We start from the raw sequence: 15587 nt of genomic DNA, 5'->3' as shown, positions 1-15587 counted from the left end.
ATCTTATACAGGCGTATGAAGCGGGAATGGAAACTCTCCTTTTTGTTTATCATTTCGGTACTTGCTCTTCTTACATTCTGGAATTATCAGAACAGAGTATATGACTGGGATATGCCGGGCTATATGGGATGTATGTATACTTCCGAGTTCCCGGATTCTCCTGATAAAGTCCGAATCCTGACCTATGAGGAAATCAAGAAAGAGGCTCCAGCAGAACATTATACAGACATTATCGGAATAAATCAATGGGACATTCCCAGGCAGTATTTCGTAAAAAATACCCAATCTTTTACAGAACAATTACCCTATTTTCAGATCAAAGTAGGGTATATTCTTGTGATAACTCTTTTTTATAAGCTTGGATTATCATCGCCAATGGCCGTATTATTTACCAGTCTTATTTCTTATTTTTTTTCAGGAATATTATTATTTTATATTCTGAAACTCCTGTTTCCAAAGAAATACTGGCTTGCGGTACTATTAACGATTGCCGCCATGCTTTTGCCACCAATGACTTACATGTCGAGGGTTTCTACACCGGATATGTTTATTTTTCAGTTTATGCTGATCTTTATGATCGGGTTACTCAAAAAATGGAACCAATGGGCAATGTTTGTACTTTTATTCGGTATTACTTTTATTCGGCCAGATTATATTACATTTACCCTGACTTATATTATCACTGTTTTCTTTTTCCATTATTTCCGGGAAAAGAAAATTGATATTTCTTTTATTGCACAGGGAATCGTACTTCTTGCCATGTATCTCGCCATCATTAAGTTTTATCATTATCCCGGATGGAAAGATCTTTTTTATGATACCTTTATCGATAGAAGGCCTATTATTTCTACACACCCGATAGACGTGAGCTTAATGGACTATCTGAGTATTATTTACATCAAAATCATTTATTTTAAAAAAGTCACTTTATCACTGGCTATTATGATCGGAGTGATCTTCTGGCGCTCTAAAGATGCATGGGTGAGAATAATTTCGGTTCTTTTCCTGGTGAATGTTTATATAAAATTCTTTTTCTTTCCGCAGTCGGCAGCTTTAAGATTCTTCTTTCCTTTTATCTTTCCGGTTTTCATTATGATGCTCTATGTACTGAGTAAAAAATACAATGATCTTAAACTCGGGAAAATTGCGTAATTTTGTCTTTACAATGATAGGAGCATTCAATGGAAAGTAAAATAAAGATTGATTGTTTAATATCTTGAAAAATAAATATTTACATTATGAAAATCGAAGAATCTAATATTGTAGAAACCAACGACTACAGAGTCATTATATATCCGGCTTCAAGACCTTTCGAAACAAAAGAAGCAAAAGCCATTACCGAGAAACTATTTGATTTCCTTGCAACATGGGCCGCTCATGGAAAACCTCTTTCTTCTTCTTTTAAAATTGAAAAGAACCAGTTTATCATCGTATGTGTGGACGAAGAAAAGGAAATGGCTTCAGGATGCAGCATTGATGCATTAGGGAAGGTAATGAGAGAAATTGACGAAGAATATCAGCTAGGCCTTTTCGACAGGATGAAAGCAAGTTTTGTAGAGAATGGTGAAGTGAAAACTTTAAAATTAATGGATTTCAAAACAAAGCTTAGAAACGGAGAGCTTTCAGGTGATATCCAGGTTTTTGATTTCTCTAAAAATACGTATCTGGACTTTTTGAGCCATTTCCTTCTTCCTTTGGAGAAGAGCTGGGCGGCTTCTATAAAATAGTCCCTGTTAAGCTGATACAAAAGAATAATCATAAAGTGGAAAATATATTTCCACTTTTTTGTTTTAATGTATATTTGTATAGATTCGAGCAGTGACTAATGCCTAAAGTACTTTTTTTAACGACTTCCCACAGCTATAATGATGACCGCATTTTTTATCATCAGGCAAAAGCTCTTAGAGATAATGGGTATGAAATAAAAATATGCAGCTTATATGCAGAGTATAAAGGTTTTATCGATGGGATACAAATAGAATCTTTTGCTGTTCTTGAAGAAAGTATAAAAACGAAAATGGAAACTTTCAGTAAAGTTTGTGATACTTTTCATCCGGATAGTATCATTTGCTCTGAACCATTGGCTGTTGTGGCAGTAAAGAAGTTTGTAAAAGAACACAGGATAAGCTGTATCTATGATGTTACAGAATGGTATCCTTCCATGTCAATGCTTCAAAATTATCGCTTTCCTGCTAAAATTTTTCAGGCGGTGAAATTTACTCTTATTCAGCTGTATGCAGGGTTTTTAAGTACGCATTTTATTTTTGGTGAAACCACCAAGAAATTCCCTTTGGCCTATTTTTTTGGATTTAAAAAACAAATGATTCTGCCTTATTATCCGGCTTCTGTTTATATTAATGAAAGTATAAAAAAACTCACTCCGGGAAGCATCACATTATGTTACACGGGTCAGATCTCCAAAGATAAAGGAATTGAAAATTTCTTTAAAGCCGTAGACCTTCTCCGTCAAAAAGTTCCTGATCTTCATATTAAAATCCTGATCATAGGAGCAGCAATACACGAAAGTGATGATGTGTATTTTAGAACATTAGTAAAGAACTATTCTTTTGAAAATATAGATATTATAAAACCGACTGGTTTTGAACAGTTTACAGAAGCGTTTGCAGAAGCTGACCTTTGTTTTGATCTTCGGGAAATTAATTTTGAAAACAATCATTCGCTGCCGATAAAACTGTTTTATTTTATGGGAGCAGGAAAGCCTGTGATTTATTCAGATTTGAAAGGGATCAGGGAGCATATGGGAGAGCTTTCGTTTGGAAGTCTTGTTGATCCTCATGATGCAGAAGCAATCTCGGATATTATCATCAATTATATCAGGAATCCGGAGCTGTATCGATCCCATACTCTCAATGCACGAAAAGAATTTAAAGAAAAATATAACTGGGAACTTATAAAAGATAACTTCGTTGATTTTGTAAAAAAATCTATTGATCCATAATCATCATGCAGCTTACTATCATTAAAACCTTTGTCTCACGTTTTTTTATTCTGATCCTGAGTTTCGGACTGGTGATCTATTCTACGAATATGTGGGGAAGTGAGGGGAAAGGAACCATTTCTATTGTGGTGGCCAATGCAGCAGCAGTAAGTTTTTTCAGCAATATCTTTTCCGGAAGCAGTGCTTCTTATTTCGCATCAAGGTTTAAAATAGAAAAGGTTTTATTGTATGCCTATCTGTGGTCTCTCCTGACGGGTCTTTTAATCCCATTTTTATTCAGTATTGCTTCTATTCAGGGTGAATATCTCCTGTACCTTATCGGAATTTCCGTTTTTTCTTCACTTTTGTCTACTAATATCAGCTTGTTTATTGGAACACAGGATATTAAAAGGTTCAATATGTATACTGTTTTGCAGCAGCTTGTACATATTGTATTTATTGGAATATTGGTTTATCTGTTCGGAAAGAAAGATGTTTCCGTATACTTTCTCGCCCAGATTATATGTCTTGCACTTCTTTTTCTTACCAGTTTTTTCGAGATCATTAAAAAATGCAATATATCTCAGATATCATTCTGTAAAGATGTAGGCAGGAATATGTTTGAATATGGGTGGAAGACCCAGCTGAGTGCTTTTGTTCAGTTCTTGAATTACAGGCTTTCATTTTATTTTTTAGAACATTTTGAAGGTTTAGCGAGTGTAGGGATATTTTCCATCGGGGTTACTTTCTCAGAAGCGATATGGACCATTACCCGCAGTATTGCTGTGATTTTATACTCAGATGTAGTCAATAGTAAAAGCAGTGAAGAATCTATAGGGAAAACCAAAGAATCCTTAAAACTGACCTTTTTTCTGATGATAGGTTTTGTGCTGGGAATCATAATCATACCCTCTCAGGTTTACGAGTTGATTTTCGGGAAAGAATTTAAAGATACCAAGGAAATAATGCTTCTTTTATCACCGGGAATTTTTGCTATTGCTGTAAGTGATATGGTTGGGCATTACTTTTCGGGAATAAGAGAACTGAAAATTCTTAATGTCAAATCAATTGTAGGCCTTGTGGTTACCGTTGTATTTTCTTTCATTGCGATACCAAAATGGGGAATTATAGGCGCTTGTGTTGCCACTACGTCGTCCTATTTTGTTTCTGCTTTTCTGTTGTTCAGAAAGTTTTATAATTCTACTCCGTTTACTTTGAAAGATTATATGATTACAAAAGAAGAAATACAGCTTTTAAAGCAAAAATTTGTAAAGAAATAATTACTTGATAGCTCCCCTTAAAATAATGTCATTTTTCCTATTTTTACATATCTATTAATCTTTTACTATGTGCGGAATCACCGGTTATTATTCATTTCATAAAAGTATTTCCTCTACAAATATTCTGGAAATGAATCAGGCCATCAGACACCGCGGACCGGATGATGAAGGGTTCTGGATGTATAGTATCGGAGAGGGAGCTTCTTTTTCGGGGAACGATTCCACACAAAAAATTAAAGAACAGTTTCCGGTTCTAAAAGAGAAAAATTCTGATATTGCGTTAGGTTTCCGTAGATTATCCATTATTGATCTGTCCGAAAAAGGCCATCAGCCTATGCTTTCACAGAATGAGCAGATTATTATTACATTTAACGGAGAGATTTATAATTTTAAAAAATTAAGAAAAGAACTTGAGTCTTTGGGATATTCTTTCCATAGCAGTTCTGATACTGAAGTTATTCTCAAAGCCTATCAGGAGTGGGGAAATTCTACGTTTGCAAAATTAGATGGAATGTTTGCCATCTGTATTGTTGATCTTTCCGGTCGGAAACTTATATTAGCAAGAGATAGAGTTGGGATGAAGCCTCTTTTTTACCATCAAAGCGAACAGGGATTGGTTTGGGCATCAGAAATAAAATCATTGCTGAAGAATGAGCTGGTAAAGCCTGAAATCAACTGGGACGGAGTCTATACGAATTTTCTTTTTCAGACAACATTGGCTCCACAAACCTGTTTTCAGCATATTTTATCCCTTGAACCAGCTTCCATCATGACTGTTGATTTAAACAATCAGAACATCACTAAAGAAAAATTCTGGAAGCTGCCTTCAACGTCTCAAAAAAATATTTCAGAGGAAGAAGCTGTAAGAACAATAGATGAACTGCTTTCTGAGAATATTTCTGAACAGTTATATGCAGATGTTCCTGTCGCAGTAATGATGAGCGGAGGTATTGATTCTACTTTAATTGCTTCAAAATCAAAATCTTTTAATACCAATATTAATACATACACCATATCTTATCCGTTTTCTGAAGAAGAGGTGAAGAATGCATCTATAGCTGCTAAACATTTTGGTGTTTCGCATGCGGTGAAAGAAGTGAGTGACGAAGAAGCGCTGGAAGACCTTAAAGAAAATATCCAGCATTTTGAAGAACCTTACAGCAGTTTTGAAGTCTTAATCAATGCTGCAAAATATGCACATGATCAGAATTTTAAAGTCGTATTAAGCGGAAATGGCGCTGATGAACTTTTTGCCGGTTATTCTCATACACTGAAGCTGAACAGATGGCTTCTGATAAGGAATTTTAATTTTATAAGACCTTTCATCGTTACGAAAGACAAGTTTTCACAGCGCGTAAAAAACTATTTTTCCCAGGATTATATGTTTGATTTTTTCAGGCAGAGCCAGATCAGTATGAGACCGTTGGAAGTTAAAAGCCTTATAAACCCGGATATTTATAGTAAAATAGATTTACATCTTTCAAAATACCACCTTTCAGAAGTAAAAAACTATGTGGGGTATTTTGAATATGACATGAAATATTCACTATCCTCCCACCATGTTTTCCGGGATGATCTGAGTGCGATGAAATACAGCGTAGAATTTCGTTATCCCTATTTAAGCAACAGTTTAATAGACTATGTAGCATCACTTCCTGGAAACATAAGATTTAATGGAATTCAGAATAAACCTCTATTGCGTAAAACAGCAGAGAATTATCTTCCTCAGGAAGTTTTGAATATGCCCAAAAAAGGATTTTCATTTCCTGTCAATTATTTCATTAAAAACGAAAAAAGAGTAAGAGAATTTATTACTGAAAATCTTGAAAGTTTAAAAAAGAGAAACTTCTTTAATGCTGCGGTGATTGATGAGTGGTGGAATCATCAGGAACATGAGTATGACTGGGTAAAAATCTGGCAGCTGGTTACTTTTGAGTTGTGGTATCAGAAATATTTTGAAAAATAAAGAAGGAGCCTAAAGATTAATATTTTACCTTTGTATTTATGATGAAATATTTTTGGTGTATACTTGTAGCGGTTTTTGCACTGATCAGTTGTAAAAGTGATGATGATTCTTTGCAGAGGATTGATCAGTTAATGAATATCTATATCAGGAACAGTGCTGGTCAGGATTTGCTGAACAGTAAGAAAACAGGATCTTTTACAGGGTATTCTGTGAATGATATTTTTGGAACTAAAGATATTGCTCCGATAAATATTTCATTGAAAATGACTACAGATTCATTGTTTTATATGGAATATCTGGCAGGAGCCAAAAGAAGGAGACTGGATTCCATCAGCCCGGATAATCCCGGAACAGGAACCTCCTATTATTCCCGAATGAAGATTACGTATACAAAAAGCACAAATGCAAGCGATAATGTGATTGATACTTTGGAAATTCAGTATCGCAATACCCCAACGGTATTCCAGGTTTCAAAAGTTCTGTATAACAGAGTTCCGGTATTTTCAAAAGAGGCCAATGCACCAACTTCGATAAATACTGTCACGGTCACAAAATAATTTTTAAATTTGTACAACAGTTAGCTGATTATAAGCTAATATCTAATATTTAACATCTAAATAAAATGTTACAAGTCAATTTTTTGCGCGACAACAAAGAACGCGTTTTAGAAGGTCTTAAGAAAAGACAATTCAAAAATCTTGAGTTGGTAGACGAGGCTATCGCTGCCGATGACGAAAGAAAAAGAATCCAGTTTGAACTAGATTCCCAGCTTTCCGAAATCAACAAAATTTCGAAAGAAATCGGTCTTTTGATGAAAGAAGGGAAAAAAGAAGAAGCGGAATCTGCAAAGTCTAAAACAGCACAATACAAAGAGTCGAGCTCAGAATTGAAATCCCAGTTAGAAGGTAAAGAAAACGATTTACTGAATATTCTGTATCAGCTTCCCAATATTCCAAACGAATTGGTAAAGAGTGGTGCTTCTGCTGATGATAACGAAATTATTTTTCAGTCTCATCCGGTAGAGGGTCTTGGTGAAGGAGCTATTCCTCATTGGGAACTGGCAAAAAAATACAACCTTATCGACTTTGAATTGGGAGTAAAAATTGCCGGAGCCGGTTTTCCTGTTTATTTAGGTAAAGGAGCAAGATTACAGAGAGCTCTGGTTCAGTATTTCTTAGATAAAAATGTGGAAAAAGGATACACAGAAGTGAATCCTCCTCACGTTGTGAATGAAGCCTCTGGTTTTGGAACCGGACAGCTTCCGGATAAAGAAGGACAGATGTATTATATCAATGAAGATAAATTATATTTGATCCCTACGGCAGAAGTTCCTGTAACGAACCTTTACCGCGATGTATTACTTGATGAGAAAGATCTTCCGATTAAGAATACGGCATTCTCTCAGTGTTACAGAAGAGAAGCGGGAAGCTATGGCGCCCATGTAAGAGGATTGAACCGTCTTCACCAGTTTGAAAAAGTAGAAATTGTAAGAATTGAAAAACCTGAAAATTCTTATGCTGTTTTGGAAGAAATGGTAGAGCATATCAAAGAAATTCTTACAGATCTTGAACTTCCGTTCAGAGTTTTAAGGCTTTGCGGTGGTGATACAGGTTTTGCATCTGCCATGACTTATGACTTTGAAGTTTGGAGTGCCGCTCAGGAAATGTGGCTGGAAGTAAGCTCAGTGTCTAACTTTGAAACATTCCAGGCCAACAGATTGAAATGCCGTTACAAAGGAGATGGTAAATCTCAGCTGGTTCACACCCTGAACGGATCCGCAATGGCATTACCAAGAATTATGGCTGCATTGCTGGAGAATAACCAGACACCGGAAGGAATCAAGCTTCCTAAGAAGGTTGCGGAATATGCAAGGTTTGATGTTATCAACTAAAAATATCTTACGTATAGAATGACTCCCCTTCCAGTATTGGAAGGGTTTTTTATTTCTTTAATAATTGTTTATTTTTTTTAATTTATATTCTATTTTTTATCGGATAATTTGTTAACATAATAAAAAAAAGTAAAATTTTATTATTATTCATTTTGTGAGGATTTATTTTTTTTTATATATTCGTGATAAGCGGAATCCGAAAAGCTTATAGAGTAGGACCAAAAACAAAGTAAATTACTATGAGAAAACTAAAATCATTAAAGAGTGGAAAAGTACTTACAACAGGTAGTCTGAAACAAATCCATGGAGGTAGATTACTTCCTGAGGGAGTATGTAGTGGTTCAGGAACTGCTAATGACCCTTATGTGCTTGAGAGTGTTGTAATACCTTCTGGTGCATCGGACGGATGTTAATTAAAAAAACTTATAGGGTTGTTTCCGGAATGAGAATCAACCCTTTTTATTATGATTTTAATTTTATCTACTTCATGGGATGATGATACAAATGTTGTTATAGAACATCTAAACAATATGGGAGAGCCATATATACGCTTAAATGATATAGATCTGTTCAATGGAAAAACACAGATGTATTATGCTGTAAATTCTCACGGACAGTTAATCATTCAAAATGAATTCTTTGGGAAAATAGATGTTTCAGTGATAACAACTGTGTGGTATCGAAAATGGGGAAATTTTGATAAATATAAAGAAATGTTTGAAGAAGATCTTTCTTTAGACATGTTGCAATATTTATATTCAGAATATTCAGGTGTTTTAGATGTAATTCTTTTTTCCCTTAGAAATAAGAAATGGGTGAATCATTATATAGCAGTGAGAGATTTAAGTAAGATCACAGTGCTTACAAAAGCAAAAACAGCAGGTCTTAATATCCCTTTTACAGTTGTTACCAATCAACTTGAAAATGATAGTCGATTATGGATTACTAAATCTCTAAATGAAGGTAAAGCGATTCACTATAAAAATAAAAATTTCCCTATAATGACATTTGAATACAATAATCCTACAGATTCCTTTTTTCCGGGCTTATTTCAGGAACAGGTTATTAAAGAATATGAACTTAGGGTTTTTCATCTCAAAGGAAAAAATTATTCGATGGCAATATTTTCTCAAAATGATCCAACAACGTCTGTTGATTTCAGAAATTATAACCAAGAGAAGCCCAACCGATTTACTCGTTATCAGATACCTAAAGATCTCGACAGGAAAGTTACAAAACTGATGAAAGCATTAAATCTACAAACTGGATCAATAGATATTATAAAAGGAATAGATGGTGAATACTATTTTTTAGAGGTTAATCCTTTTGGCCAGTTTAGAATGACCTCTTACCGATGCAACTACAATCTACATTACGAAATGGCTTTATTATTAAAGAAAATGAATCATGAAAAAAACTCTTCTTCAGGAAGTTAACCCAATAAGGAAAAAACTGTTACCTCCGATATTTTCACAAGTTGTCGAATCTGGAACAAAATTTACTCATTCTGGACCTTTAATTAGGAAAATTGAAGCTAAAAAATACCAATCTGAAATTTTGTGTCTAAGAACTTTTAAAGATGGAATTAACCTGCCTAAAACATAACTGGGATAAAAAACTATTTCTATTTTCATGCTGCATACCGGTTAAAGGTTCTGCAAGAGGTGCCATTTATGATTTGCAGAGAGATGATATTGAGTTGGTTCCTAACTCTTTAGTTGATTTTATAAGTTATATAAATAAGAAATCTGTTCAAATTATTATAGATGAATGGGGTGATAATGAAGTAGCTTGGGAGTATTTGGAACTTCTTATTCAAAAAGAGTTTATTTTTTTTTCTTTAGAAGATCACTTTCCAAAGCTTTCTCATAAATGCTTTAATGACGATACTTCTAAAATTGAATATATGACTATTGTCTTGTCCGAATTCATAGTAAGGAACTCCAAGACGATTGCAGAAAGAATTGAATATTTAGGAGTAAAATGTCTTCATCTTCATTTATCTCCTGGAACTAATTGGGAACAAATTTTAGAATTTACCCATGTACTGAAGCAAAGCTGTGTTATCAGTCTTTCTATATCATTATCCTACCAGAAAGATTTTAATACAAATATAATTAAGGAGCAAAGACTAAAAAATGTGTATTTCTATAGTTCTCCTTATTCGGAAAGTATAGAAATTTATAACGTTAAATCATATTTTTTTGAATATAACGAAGAGGAATTTCTGTTCCCTAGAGCAGGCATAAATGCTATATCAATAAACCATAGGGCTTTTCTTACGGGCAAAAATGCAAATCTTGGATTGTATAAGACCGTTTTTGTAAATGCAGATGGAATGTTGCAACTGAATTCTGTTGATGTAAAAGAATATGGCTATATATTAGACACGGATATCGAAAATAATTTATTCCTTCTTTCAGAGATATGGAATATAAAAAGAGATAAAATTATGCCATGTAGAAAATGTGAACTGAAATATGCGTGTACAGCAAATTTTATCCCCACATATGATGATAAAAAGAAGATGTATTTTATAAATTGTAATTATAATCCCAATACTAATGAATGGTTTACTTAGAATAATAGTAGTAATATTTCTGTTTTCCTTAACAAGCTGTAAGAATTATTATTATTTCAATGGACAGCAAAAAGTGGAGACTGATCATCCGGACAGATATGAAAAATTTATTTTAACCTTTGATGAAGGAAAACAAAATATACCATTCTATACTTATGGAGATTATCGGTTTAAGAAAGTAGATAAGCGGTATATTTATTTTAAAAATTCAGAAATGCATAAACTATTGCAATACAAGCTTGGTCAAAAAAATGGAGAACAATTTCTCTTCATGTATACAGATCAGCCAACGTTTTCGAATATTTTAGGTTTTTTTTATAAAGATATAAGTACTGAGGATATTAAAAAATTGTATGTAAACGTTAAATTCAATGAAAATGGGGCTCAATTTTTTTCCCGATATCATTTCGGTAAATTTCAAGTCTATGATTTCTACAAAACAGTGAAAGGTGGACTAATAAGGTTTGTATCTATTAATAATCCCGATTATTCTAAAGATTTGGATTATCAATGGTTTAACAGAGAAATAAATACTATGTTTTTTAATATCAATCATTCTCTATGGAATGGTTATATTGAACCTCTTAACTAACGAAGATGAAAAAAGCAATTCTGATCCTTTTTATTATTTTGGTATCCATGTCTTTTCTACGAGGACAGACATATAGGGTAGATTATCAGATGACTTATAAAATGGATTCCACTAAGGATGAAACAATTAAAAAAAAGATGATTTTGGATGTAAAAGATGATATTTCTAAATTTTACTCCTATAATTTGTATCATATTGATTCATTAGGAACTAATCAGATTAGAAAAAAGGCATCAGATTATGATTTTGCGGTAATCAAGAACAACAAGGATAAAACTATTGAAAAATATTTTGTAATAGGTCTAGACAGATATTCTTTCAAGGAAAATGCTCCTAAGTTTGATTGGAAGATTACTGAAGAAGTGAGAAAGATACATGATGTTACCTGCCAGAAAGCTAAACTAAATTATAAAGGAAGAAATTGGGAAGCATGGTTTGCAAAAGATATTCCTTTTCAGGAAGGACCTTATATTTTTAATTCTTTACCTGGTTTAATTATAGATATGAGAGATTCCGGTAATAATTATATTTTTATAATGACTGAATTGAGGAAGGATGTTGGGGCAGTGGACCCAATAGCTGAAACTATTCCCGTTACTAGAAAACAGTTAACAAAGGCTTATCTGGACTACTATAATGATCCTTATAAAGAACTAAAAGCAGGAAAGGCAGTCGTGAAGGTAGTAGATGAATCTGGAAGACAGGTAACTCCGAATTTTAATCAACTTACAGAACTTAAACAAAAGGATATAAAAATGAAGAATAATCCTATTGAACTAATGGATGCTATTAAATACCCTTAATAGTATTGATTTGCTTCAATTAGATAATAACTGCCAGATTAAGTATTGACTAATTCATATTTAATTCCACTGAATCTTGGTGGTTTTTACTTTATTCTGTAACGATAATAATCTTTTTATCAGCGTTTTTGAGTTTTGCATCATTATCATAAATAGCTTTCAGATCATATTCTATTCTTATGGAATGATCATCAATCTGCTTCACCCAGTCATGCTTTCCTGAAATTGACTTTATTTTATTTTCAAACTTTAATGTAGTTCCTATATTTTTGAAAAACATGACCATCATACCTGCTACTTTCTCAGCTTCTTCCTTTGAGCTTTTGGTTTTGATAGCTTCTTCAATACTTTTAAGATTAAAATTATCTGTATTAATCGTTAAAGTCTTTCCGTCCCAATTATTGTAAATATTTTGATCCAGAGGTATTTTTTCAGTTTTTGTAAAGTTTTTCAGAGCCTGATAATCTTCCGCAGTAAAATGCTCCATTTTGAAAGAAAATCCAGCCAGCTTCTGATCTTCCTTTGTTGATTTCATGAAGACCTTTTTCATAATCCGAACCGAATCCGGATTTTCAGTTTTCAATTTTCCTTCCTGTTTGGCAAGATCATACATACTTGTCCAGGCAGTCGGAAGCTTATCCATTTCTCCGAATTCTTTCTGCTTTAAGGAATCCGGTGTCATTGCCATCATTTCCGACATAAATTCTTTTGTATCGATATCGGTAACAGAAGTAGAAGCGGCATCCTTATGATATACAATTTCAGAATTCACACTGCAGGATTGTAATGTAAAAAGACTTATCAGAAATAAGATGATGGTTTTCTTCATGGTAGGTTTAAATACAAATTAATGGCAGTTAACTGCTCCGTTCGGATCTTTCATAATCGTCATGGCTTCCGCCTTAGGAGAAACATACGGTATTCCCAGCTCAAGACCTCTCAGAATGAATAATCCTCCCAAAATAATCATAATCACCGGAACTGCTTTTAAAACTTTTACTCTGAAAGCCTGATTCATGAGATTTCCGGCCAAAACAATGGCAAACATGAACGGAAGGGTTCCCAAACCAAATAAAGCCATATATAAAGCTCCCTGCCATATTCCTCCTCCTGCGAGGCTGGCGGTAAGTGCCATATACACCATTCCGCATGGTAAAAAGCCATTTAATAGACCTGTTGTAAATCTCGAACGGTAATCCGCTTTCTGAAGTAATTTTCCTAAATTCATTTTTACACTGTACAGAAACTTGGATAGGAAAGGAATTTTTGAAGCAAAATCTTTTCCACCAAATGAAAATACAGCCATAATGATCAGAAGAACCCCGGCAGTAATGGTAAGATATTTCTGAAATCCTGCCATTTCAAATCCCTGCCCGATAATCCCCAGAAGAGCACCCAATAAGGAGTAGGTGAAAATTCTTCCGAATTGATAAGTAAGGTTCTGAAGATAGAAATTGGCAGCCTGTTTTTTGGTTAATCCCATCGATAAAGCAATAGGTCCGCACATTCCGATACAGTGAAAACCGGAAGCAAATCCTAACGCAATAGCCGATACAATAAGTCCTATTTCCATATCACGTCATAATCCATTCGGTAGTCTGTTTTATCTTTTGTCCAGCTTAATCTTAACGTATAGTTTCCTACTTTCAATACCTGTGCAGGAATGGTGAAAGACTGGCTGGCATCAAGCTGTACAGATTTTTTAATGTCTAAATTCTGGTCGTCGGTTCTGTTTAAAACAAATTTTACCGTAGTATTTGAATTATTATATTCTTTTGGAAAAGTAATTGTAATGCCTTTGGTATCCTGGCTGTATGCAGGTTTTTCCTGAAGATCATCTGCTTTTTTCTTAGCATCAATCACATCCTGGTACTTCAATTCTTCTTCGTAATAATTATCGGTTACCATTTCAGAATTCTTCTGTCCGTTCGGGAAAAGAAACATCATGGATAATATAAAAACTATAAATGCTAATAATGCAATTACAACACCGTGTCCCCAACTAAAGTTCTTCATTCTTTTCTAATTAAAATTGCAGTTTAAAAGGTCCTTCAAAATAAGTCTGGTATGAATCAATCAGCTTACCTTTCATATCGTAAACACCGATTGTTATATTCTGTTTAGAGAGTTTCATATCATTTTCAGGGAAGCTGATATTGATGGTTCCCTTGGAAATTTTATCTCTGTCTACCTGAATCTTGCTTGATGCACTGTAAGTAATTTCACCATGTGCCGGATCAATCACTTTAATGGTAACGATCTTTTTCTCGTTCGTTTTATTAAGGAAGGTATAATTATAAGTATTGGTAATTTTACCGTCTCTCACAAAGAATGTACTTCCCGCAGGTTTAATGAATTTAGCCTCCATCTCACCACGGCTGTAAAGAAGATATCCTAAGAATCCTACAAGAAGTAACAGGAATATAGAGAACCCTTTCATTCTTCCTGTAAACTTAAACTGAGTTTCTTTCTCAATTTCATTTTCAGATGCATACCGGATCAATCCTTTCGGAAGGCCTACTTTTTCCATTACTTCATCGCAGGCATCAATACATGCGGTACAGTTGATACATTCCAACTGTTGTCCGTCTCTGATGTCAATTCCCGTAGGACATACCACAACACATTGATGGCAGTCGATACAATCACCTTTTCCTGCAGCTTTACGATCTTCGCCCTTTCTCCATTTTGCTCTGTTTTCTCCTCTTTTGAAGTCATAGAAAACATTGATAGTATCTTTATCGATCAATACACCCTGAAGTCTTCCGTAAGGACAAACCAATGTACAAACCTGCTCTCTGAACCACGCAAATACAAAGTAAAATGCTGCGGTAAGAAGAATCATTACAATAAAATTGGTAGGATGTGCAAATGGCCCTTCCCCAACAATTTTAAATACTTCTTCATATCCTACGATATACATAAACATAAAGTGGGTAATAATGAGTGAAATGATGACATAAATAGTCCATTTCAAACTTCTTTTCCAGATCTTCTCGCTGTTCCACTCCTGTCTGTCCAGCTTCATCTGCTTATTTCGGTCACCTTCAATCAGATATTCGATTTTACGGAATATCGATTCCATAAAAATTGTCTGAGGGCAGATCCACCCGCAGAAAATTCTTCCGAACGCAATCGTAAAAACAATAATAAAGATTAAAGAGGCAATAGCACCTAAAGTAAGGATAAAAAAGTCCTGTGGATAGAAAGGCTGTCCAAAAATGAAAAACTCCCTGTCTATTACATTAAACATCAGCAATGGGTTTCCATTGATTTTGATGAATGGTAATGTAAAATAAATAATTAATAGTAAATAGCTTACAATGTTTCTATAGTTGGTGTACTTTCCTTTAGGTTTTCTTGGAAAGACCCATTTTCTTTTTCCGGATTGCTCCATTGTCCCTATAGAATCTCTGTAAGTCTCAGGGTCCAGAACCTGTCCCTGTCCGCCGCGTACTTCTATATCTTCTATGTCTGACATATGTAATAGGTTTTAAAAAAGAAAAAACATAATTCGTTACTATTTTAATCTAATA

17 protein-coding genes are annotated in these 15587 nt (G+C 34.1%); 13 read left to right on the top strand and 4 right to left on the bottom strand.

What is annotated here, in order from left to right; genetic code table 11:
- The first annotated feature begins 15 nt into the window (after positions 1-15).
- The 13 genes from JNG87_RS17615 to JNG87_RS17555 all read left to right on the top strand — a co-directional run bounded on the left by JNG87_RS17615 (position 16) and on the right by JNG87_RS17555 (position 12051).
- The gene (locus JNG87_RS17615; RefSeq protein ID WP_202840004.1) at positions 16-1152 is read left to right on the top strand and encodes a hypothetical protein; all 1137 of its coding nucleotides are present in this window, start codon (positions 16-18) and stop codon (positions 1150-1152) included.
- A gap of 86 nt (positions 1153-1238) precedes the next feature.
- Positions 1239-1727, top strand: coding sequence for a hypothetical protein (locus tag JNG87_RS17610; protein WP_202840002.1), 489 nt, complete (start codon positions 1239-1241; stop codon positions 1725-1727).
- A gap of 98 nt (positions 1728-1825) precedes the next feature.
- Positions 1826-2959 carry a glycosyltransferase gene (locus tag JNG87_RS17605; protein WP_202840000.1) on the top strand — a complete coding sequence of 378 codons (1134 nt, stop codon included), beginning with the start codon at positions 1826-1828 and terminating at the stop codon, positions 2957-2959.
- Between the two features lie 5 nt (positions 2960-2964).
- A complete protein-coding gene (locus JNG87_RS17600) occupies positions 2965-4218 on the top strand; it encodes a polysaccharide biosynthesis C-terminal domain-containing protein (RefSeq protein ID WP_202839998.1) in 1254 nt (417 codons plus the stop codon).
- 67 nt (positions 4219-4285) lie between these two features.
- Entirely contained in the window at positions 4286-6184 is a 1899-nt protein-coding gene (gene asnB, locus JNG87_RS17595; protein WP_202839996.1) for an asparagine synthase (glutamine-hydrolyzing), read from the top strand.
- A 38-nt stretch (positions 6185-6222) separates the two neighbouring features.
- Positions 6223-6741, top strand: a complete 519-nt coding sequence (locus JNG87_RS17590; RefSeq protein ID WP_202839994.1) for a hypothetical protein — start codon at positions 6223-6225, stop codon at positions 6739-6741.
- Between the two features lie 65 nt (positions 6742-6806).
- A complete protein-coding gene (gene serS / locus JNG87_RS17585) occupies positions 6807-8075 on the top strand; it encodes a serine--tRNA ligase (RefSeq protein ID WP_202839992.1) in 1269 nt (422 codons plus the stop codon).
- Positions 8076-8314: 239 nt separating this feature from the next.
- On the top strand, positions 8315-8488 hold the full coding sequence (locus tag JNG87_RS17580; protein WP_202839990.1) for a hypothetical protein: 174 nt from the start codon (positions 8315-8317) through the stop codon (positions 8486-8488).
- Positions 8489-8539: 51 nt separating this feature from the next.
- Positions 8540-9511: a grasp-with-spasm system ATP-grasp peptide maturase gene (gene gwsG, locus JNG87_RS17575; protein ID WP_202839988.1), complete on the top strand. Its 972-nt coding sequence runs from the start codon at positions 8540-8542 to the stop codon at positions 9509-9511.
- A complete protein-coding gene (locus JNG87_RS17570) occupies positions 9483-9680 on the top strand; it encodes a hypothetical protein (RefSeq protein ID WP_202839986.1) in 198 nt (65 codons plus the stop codon). Before gwsG ends, JNG87_RS17570 begins: the two co-directional genes overlap by 29 nt.
- A complete protein-coding gene (locus tag JNG87_RS17565) occupies positions 9655-10656 on the top strand; it encodes a hypothetical protein (protein WP_202839984.1) in 1002 nt (333 codons plus the stop codon). The genes JNG87_RS17570 and JNG87_RS17565 overlap by 26 nt, the downstream gene beginning before the upstream one ends.
- Positions 10640-11248 (top strand): hypothetical protein, encoded by a 609-nt coding sequence (locus tag JNG87_RS17560; RefSeq protein ID WP_202839981.1) that lies wholly within the window; start codon positions 10640-10642, stop codon positions 11246-11248. Before JNG87_RS17565 ends, JNG87_RS17560 begins: the two co-directional genes overlap by 17 nt.
- A gap of 5 nt (positions 11249-11253) precedes the next feature.
- Positions 11254-12051: a GLPGLI family protein gene (locus JNG87_RS17555; protein ID WP_202839979.1), complete on the top strand. Its 798-nt coding sequence runs from the start codon at positions 11254-11256 to the stop codon at positions 12049-12051.
- A gap of 91 nt (positions 12052-12142) precedes the next feature.
- Here JNG87_RS17555 and JNG87_RS17550 read toward each other — a convergent pair whose 3' ends face one another.
- The 4 genes from JNG87_RS17550 to ccoG are packed head-to-tail and all read right to left on the bottom strand — an operon-like array spanning position 12143 to position 15532.
- Positions 12143-12880: a hypothetical protein gene (locus tag JNG87_RS17550; protein WP_202839977.1), complete on the bottom strand. Its 738-nt coding sequence runs from the start codon at positions 12878-12880 to the stop codon at positions 12143-12145.
- An 18-nt stretch (positions 12881-12898) separates the two neighbouring features.
- Positions 12899-13624 carry a sulfite exporter TauE/SafE family protein gene (locus tag JNG87_RS17545; RefSeq protein ID WP_110009909.1) on the bottom strand — a complete coding sequence of 242 codons (726 nt, stop codon included), beginning with the start codon at positions 13622-13624 and terminating at the stop codon, positions 12899-12901.
- A complete protein-coding gene (locus JNG87_RS17540) occupies positions 13615-14067 on the bottom strand; it encodes a FixH family protein (RefSeq protein WP_114821645.1) in 453 nt (150 codons plus the stop codon). The genes JNG87_RS17545 and JNG87_RS17540 overlap by 10 nt, the downstream gene beginning before the upstream one ends.
- A gap of 10 nt (positions 14068-14077) precedes the next feature.
- Positions 14078-15532, bottom strand: coding sequence for a cytochrome c oxidase accessory protein CcoG (gene ccoG, locus JNG87_RS17535; RefSeq protein ID WP_202839975.1), 1455 nt, complete (start codon positions 15530-15532; stop codon positions 14078-14080).
- Positions 15533-15587: the final 55 nt, after the last annotated feature.

The sequence above is a fragment of the Chryseobacterium cucumeris genome (assembly GCF_016775705.1).
Taxonomy (GTDB): domain Bacteria; phylum Bacteroidota; class Bacteroidia; order Flavobacteriales; family Weeksellaceae; genus Chryseobacterium; species Chryseobacterium cupriresistens.
The sequence above is the reverse complement of the archived record's forward strand: the minus strand, read 5'-3'. Positions and strand labels throughout refer to the sequence as shown.

Excerpts from the sequence above, each read along its gene's own strand:
- asnB (WP_202839996.1), top strand. The coding sequence starts at position 4,286 with ATGTGCGGAATCACCGGTTATTATTCATTTCATAAAAGTATTTCCTCT.
- JNG87_RS17540 (WP_114821645.1), bottom strand. The coding sequence starts at position 14,067 with ATGAAGAACTTTAGTTGGGGACACGGTGTTGTAATTGCATTATTAGCA.
- JNG87_RS17600 (WP_202839998.1), top strand. The coding sequence starts at position 2,965 with ATGCAGCTTACTATCATTAAAACCTTTGTCTCACGTTTTTTTATTCTG.
- JNG87_RS17570 (WP_202839986.1), top strand. The coding sequence starts at position 9,483 with ATGAAAAAAACTCTTCTTCAGGAAGTTAACCCAATAAGGAAAAAACTG.
- ccoG (WP_202839975.1), bottom strand. The coding sequence starts at position 15,532 with ATGTCAGACATAGAAGATATAGAAGTACGCGGCGGACAGGGACAGGTT.
- gwsG (WP_202839988.1), top strand. The coding sequence starts at position 8,540 with ATGATTTTAATTTTATCTACTTCATGGGATGATGATACAAATGTTGTT.
- JNG87_RS17560 (WP_202839981.1), top strand. The coding sequence starts at position 10,640 with ATGAATGGTTTACTTAGAATAATAGTAGTAATATTTCTGTTTTCCTTA.
- JNG87_RS17565 (WP_202839984.1), top strand. The coding sequence starts at position 9,655 with ATGGAATTAACCTGCCTAAAACATAACTGGGATAAAAAACTATTTCTA.
- JNG87_RS17545 (WP_110009909.1), bottom strand. The coding sequence starts at position 13,624 with ATGGAAATAGGACTTATTGTATCGGCTATTGCGTTAGGATTTGCTTCC.
- JNG87_RS17590 (WP_202839994.1), top strand. The coding sequence starts at position 6,223 with ATGATGAAATATTTTTGGTGTATACTTGTAGCGGTTTTTGCACTGATC.
- JNG87_RS17615 (WP_202840004.1), top strand. The coding sequence starts at position 16 with ATGAAGCGGGAATGGAAACTCTCCTTTTTGTTTATCATTTCGGTACTT.
- JNG87_RS17580 (WP_202839990.1), top strand. The coding sequence starts at position 8,315 with ATGAGAAAACTAAAATCATTAAAGAGTGGAAAAGTACTTACAACAGGT.
- JNG87_RS17550 (WP_202839977.1), bottom strand. The coding sequence starts at position 12,880 with ATGAAGAAAACCATCATCTTATTTCTGATAAGTCTTTTTACATTACAA.
- JNG87_RS17555 (WP_202839979.1), top strand. The coding sequence starts at position 11,254 with ATGAAAAAAGCAATTCTGATCCTTTTTATTATTTTGGTATCCATGTCT.
- JNG87_RS17610 (WP_202840002.1), top strand. The coding sequence starts at position 1,239 with ATGAAAATCGAAGAATCTAATATTGTAGAAACCAACGACTACAGAGTC.
- serS (WP_202839992.1), top strand. The coding sequence starts at position 6,807 with ATGTTACAAGTCAATTTTTTGCGCGACAACAAAGAACGCGTTTTAGAA.
- JNG87_RS17605 (WP_202840000.1), top strand. The coding sequence starts at position 1,826 with ATGCCTAAAGTACTTTTTTTAACGACTTCCCACAGCTATAATGATGAC.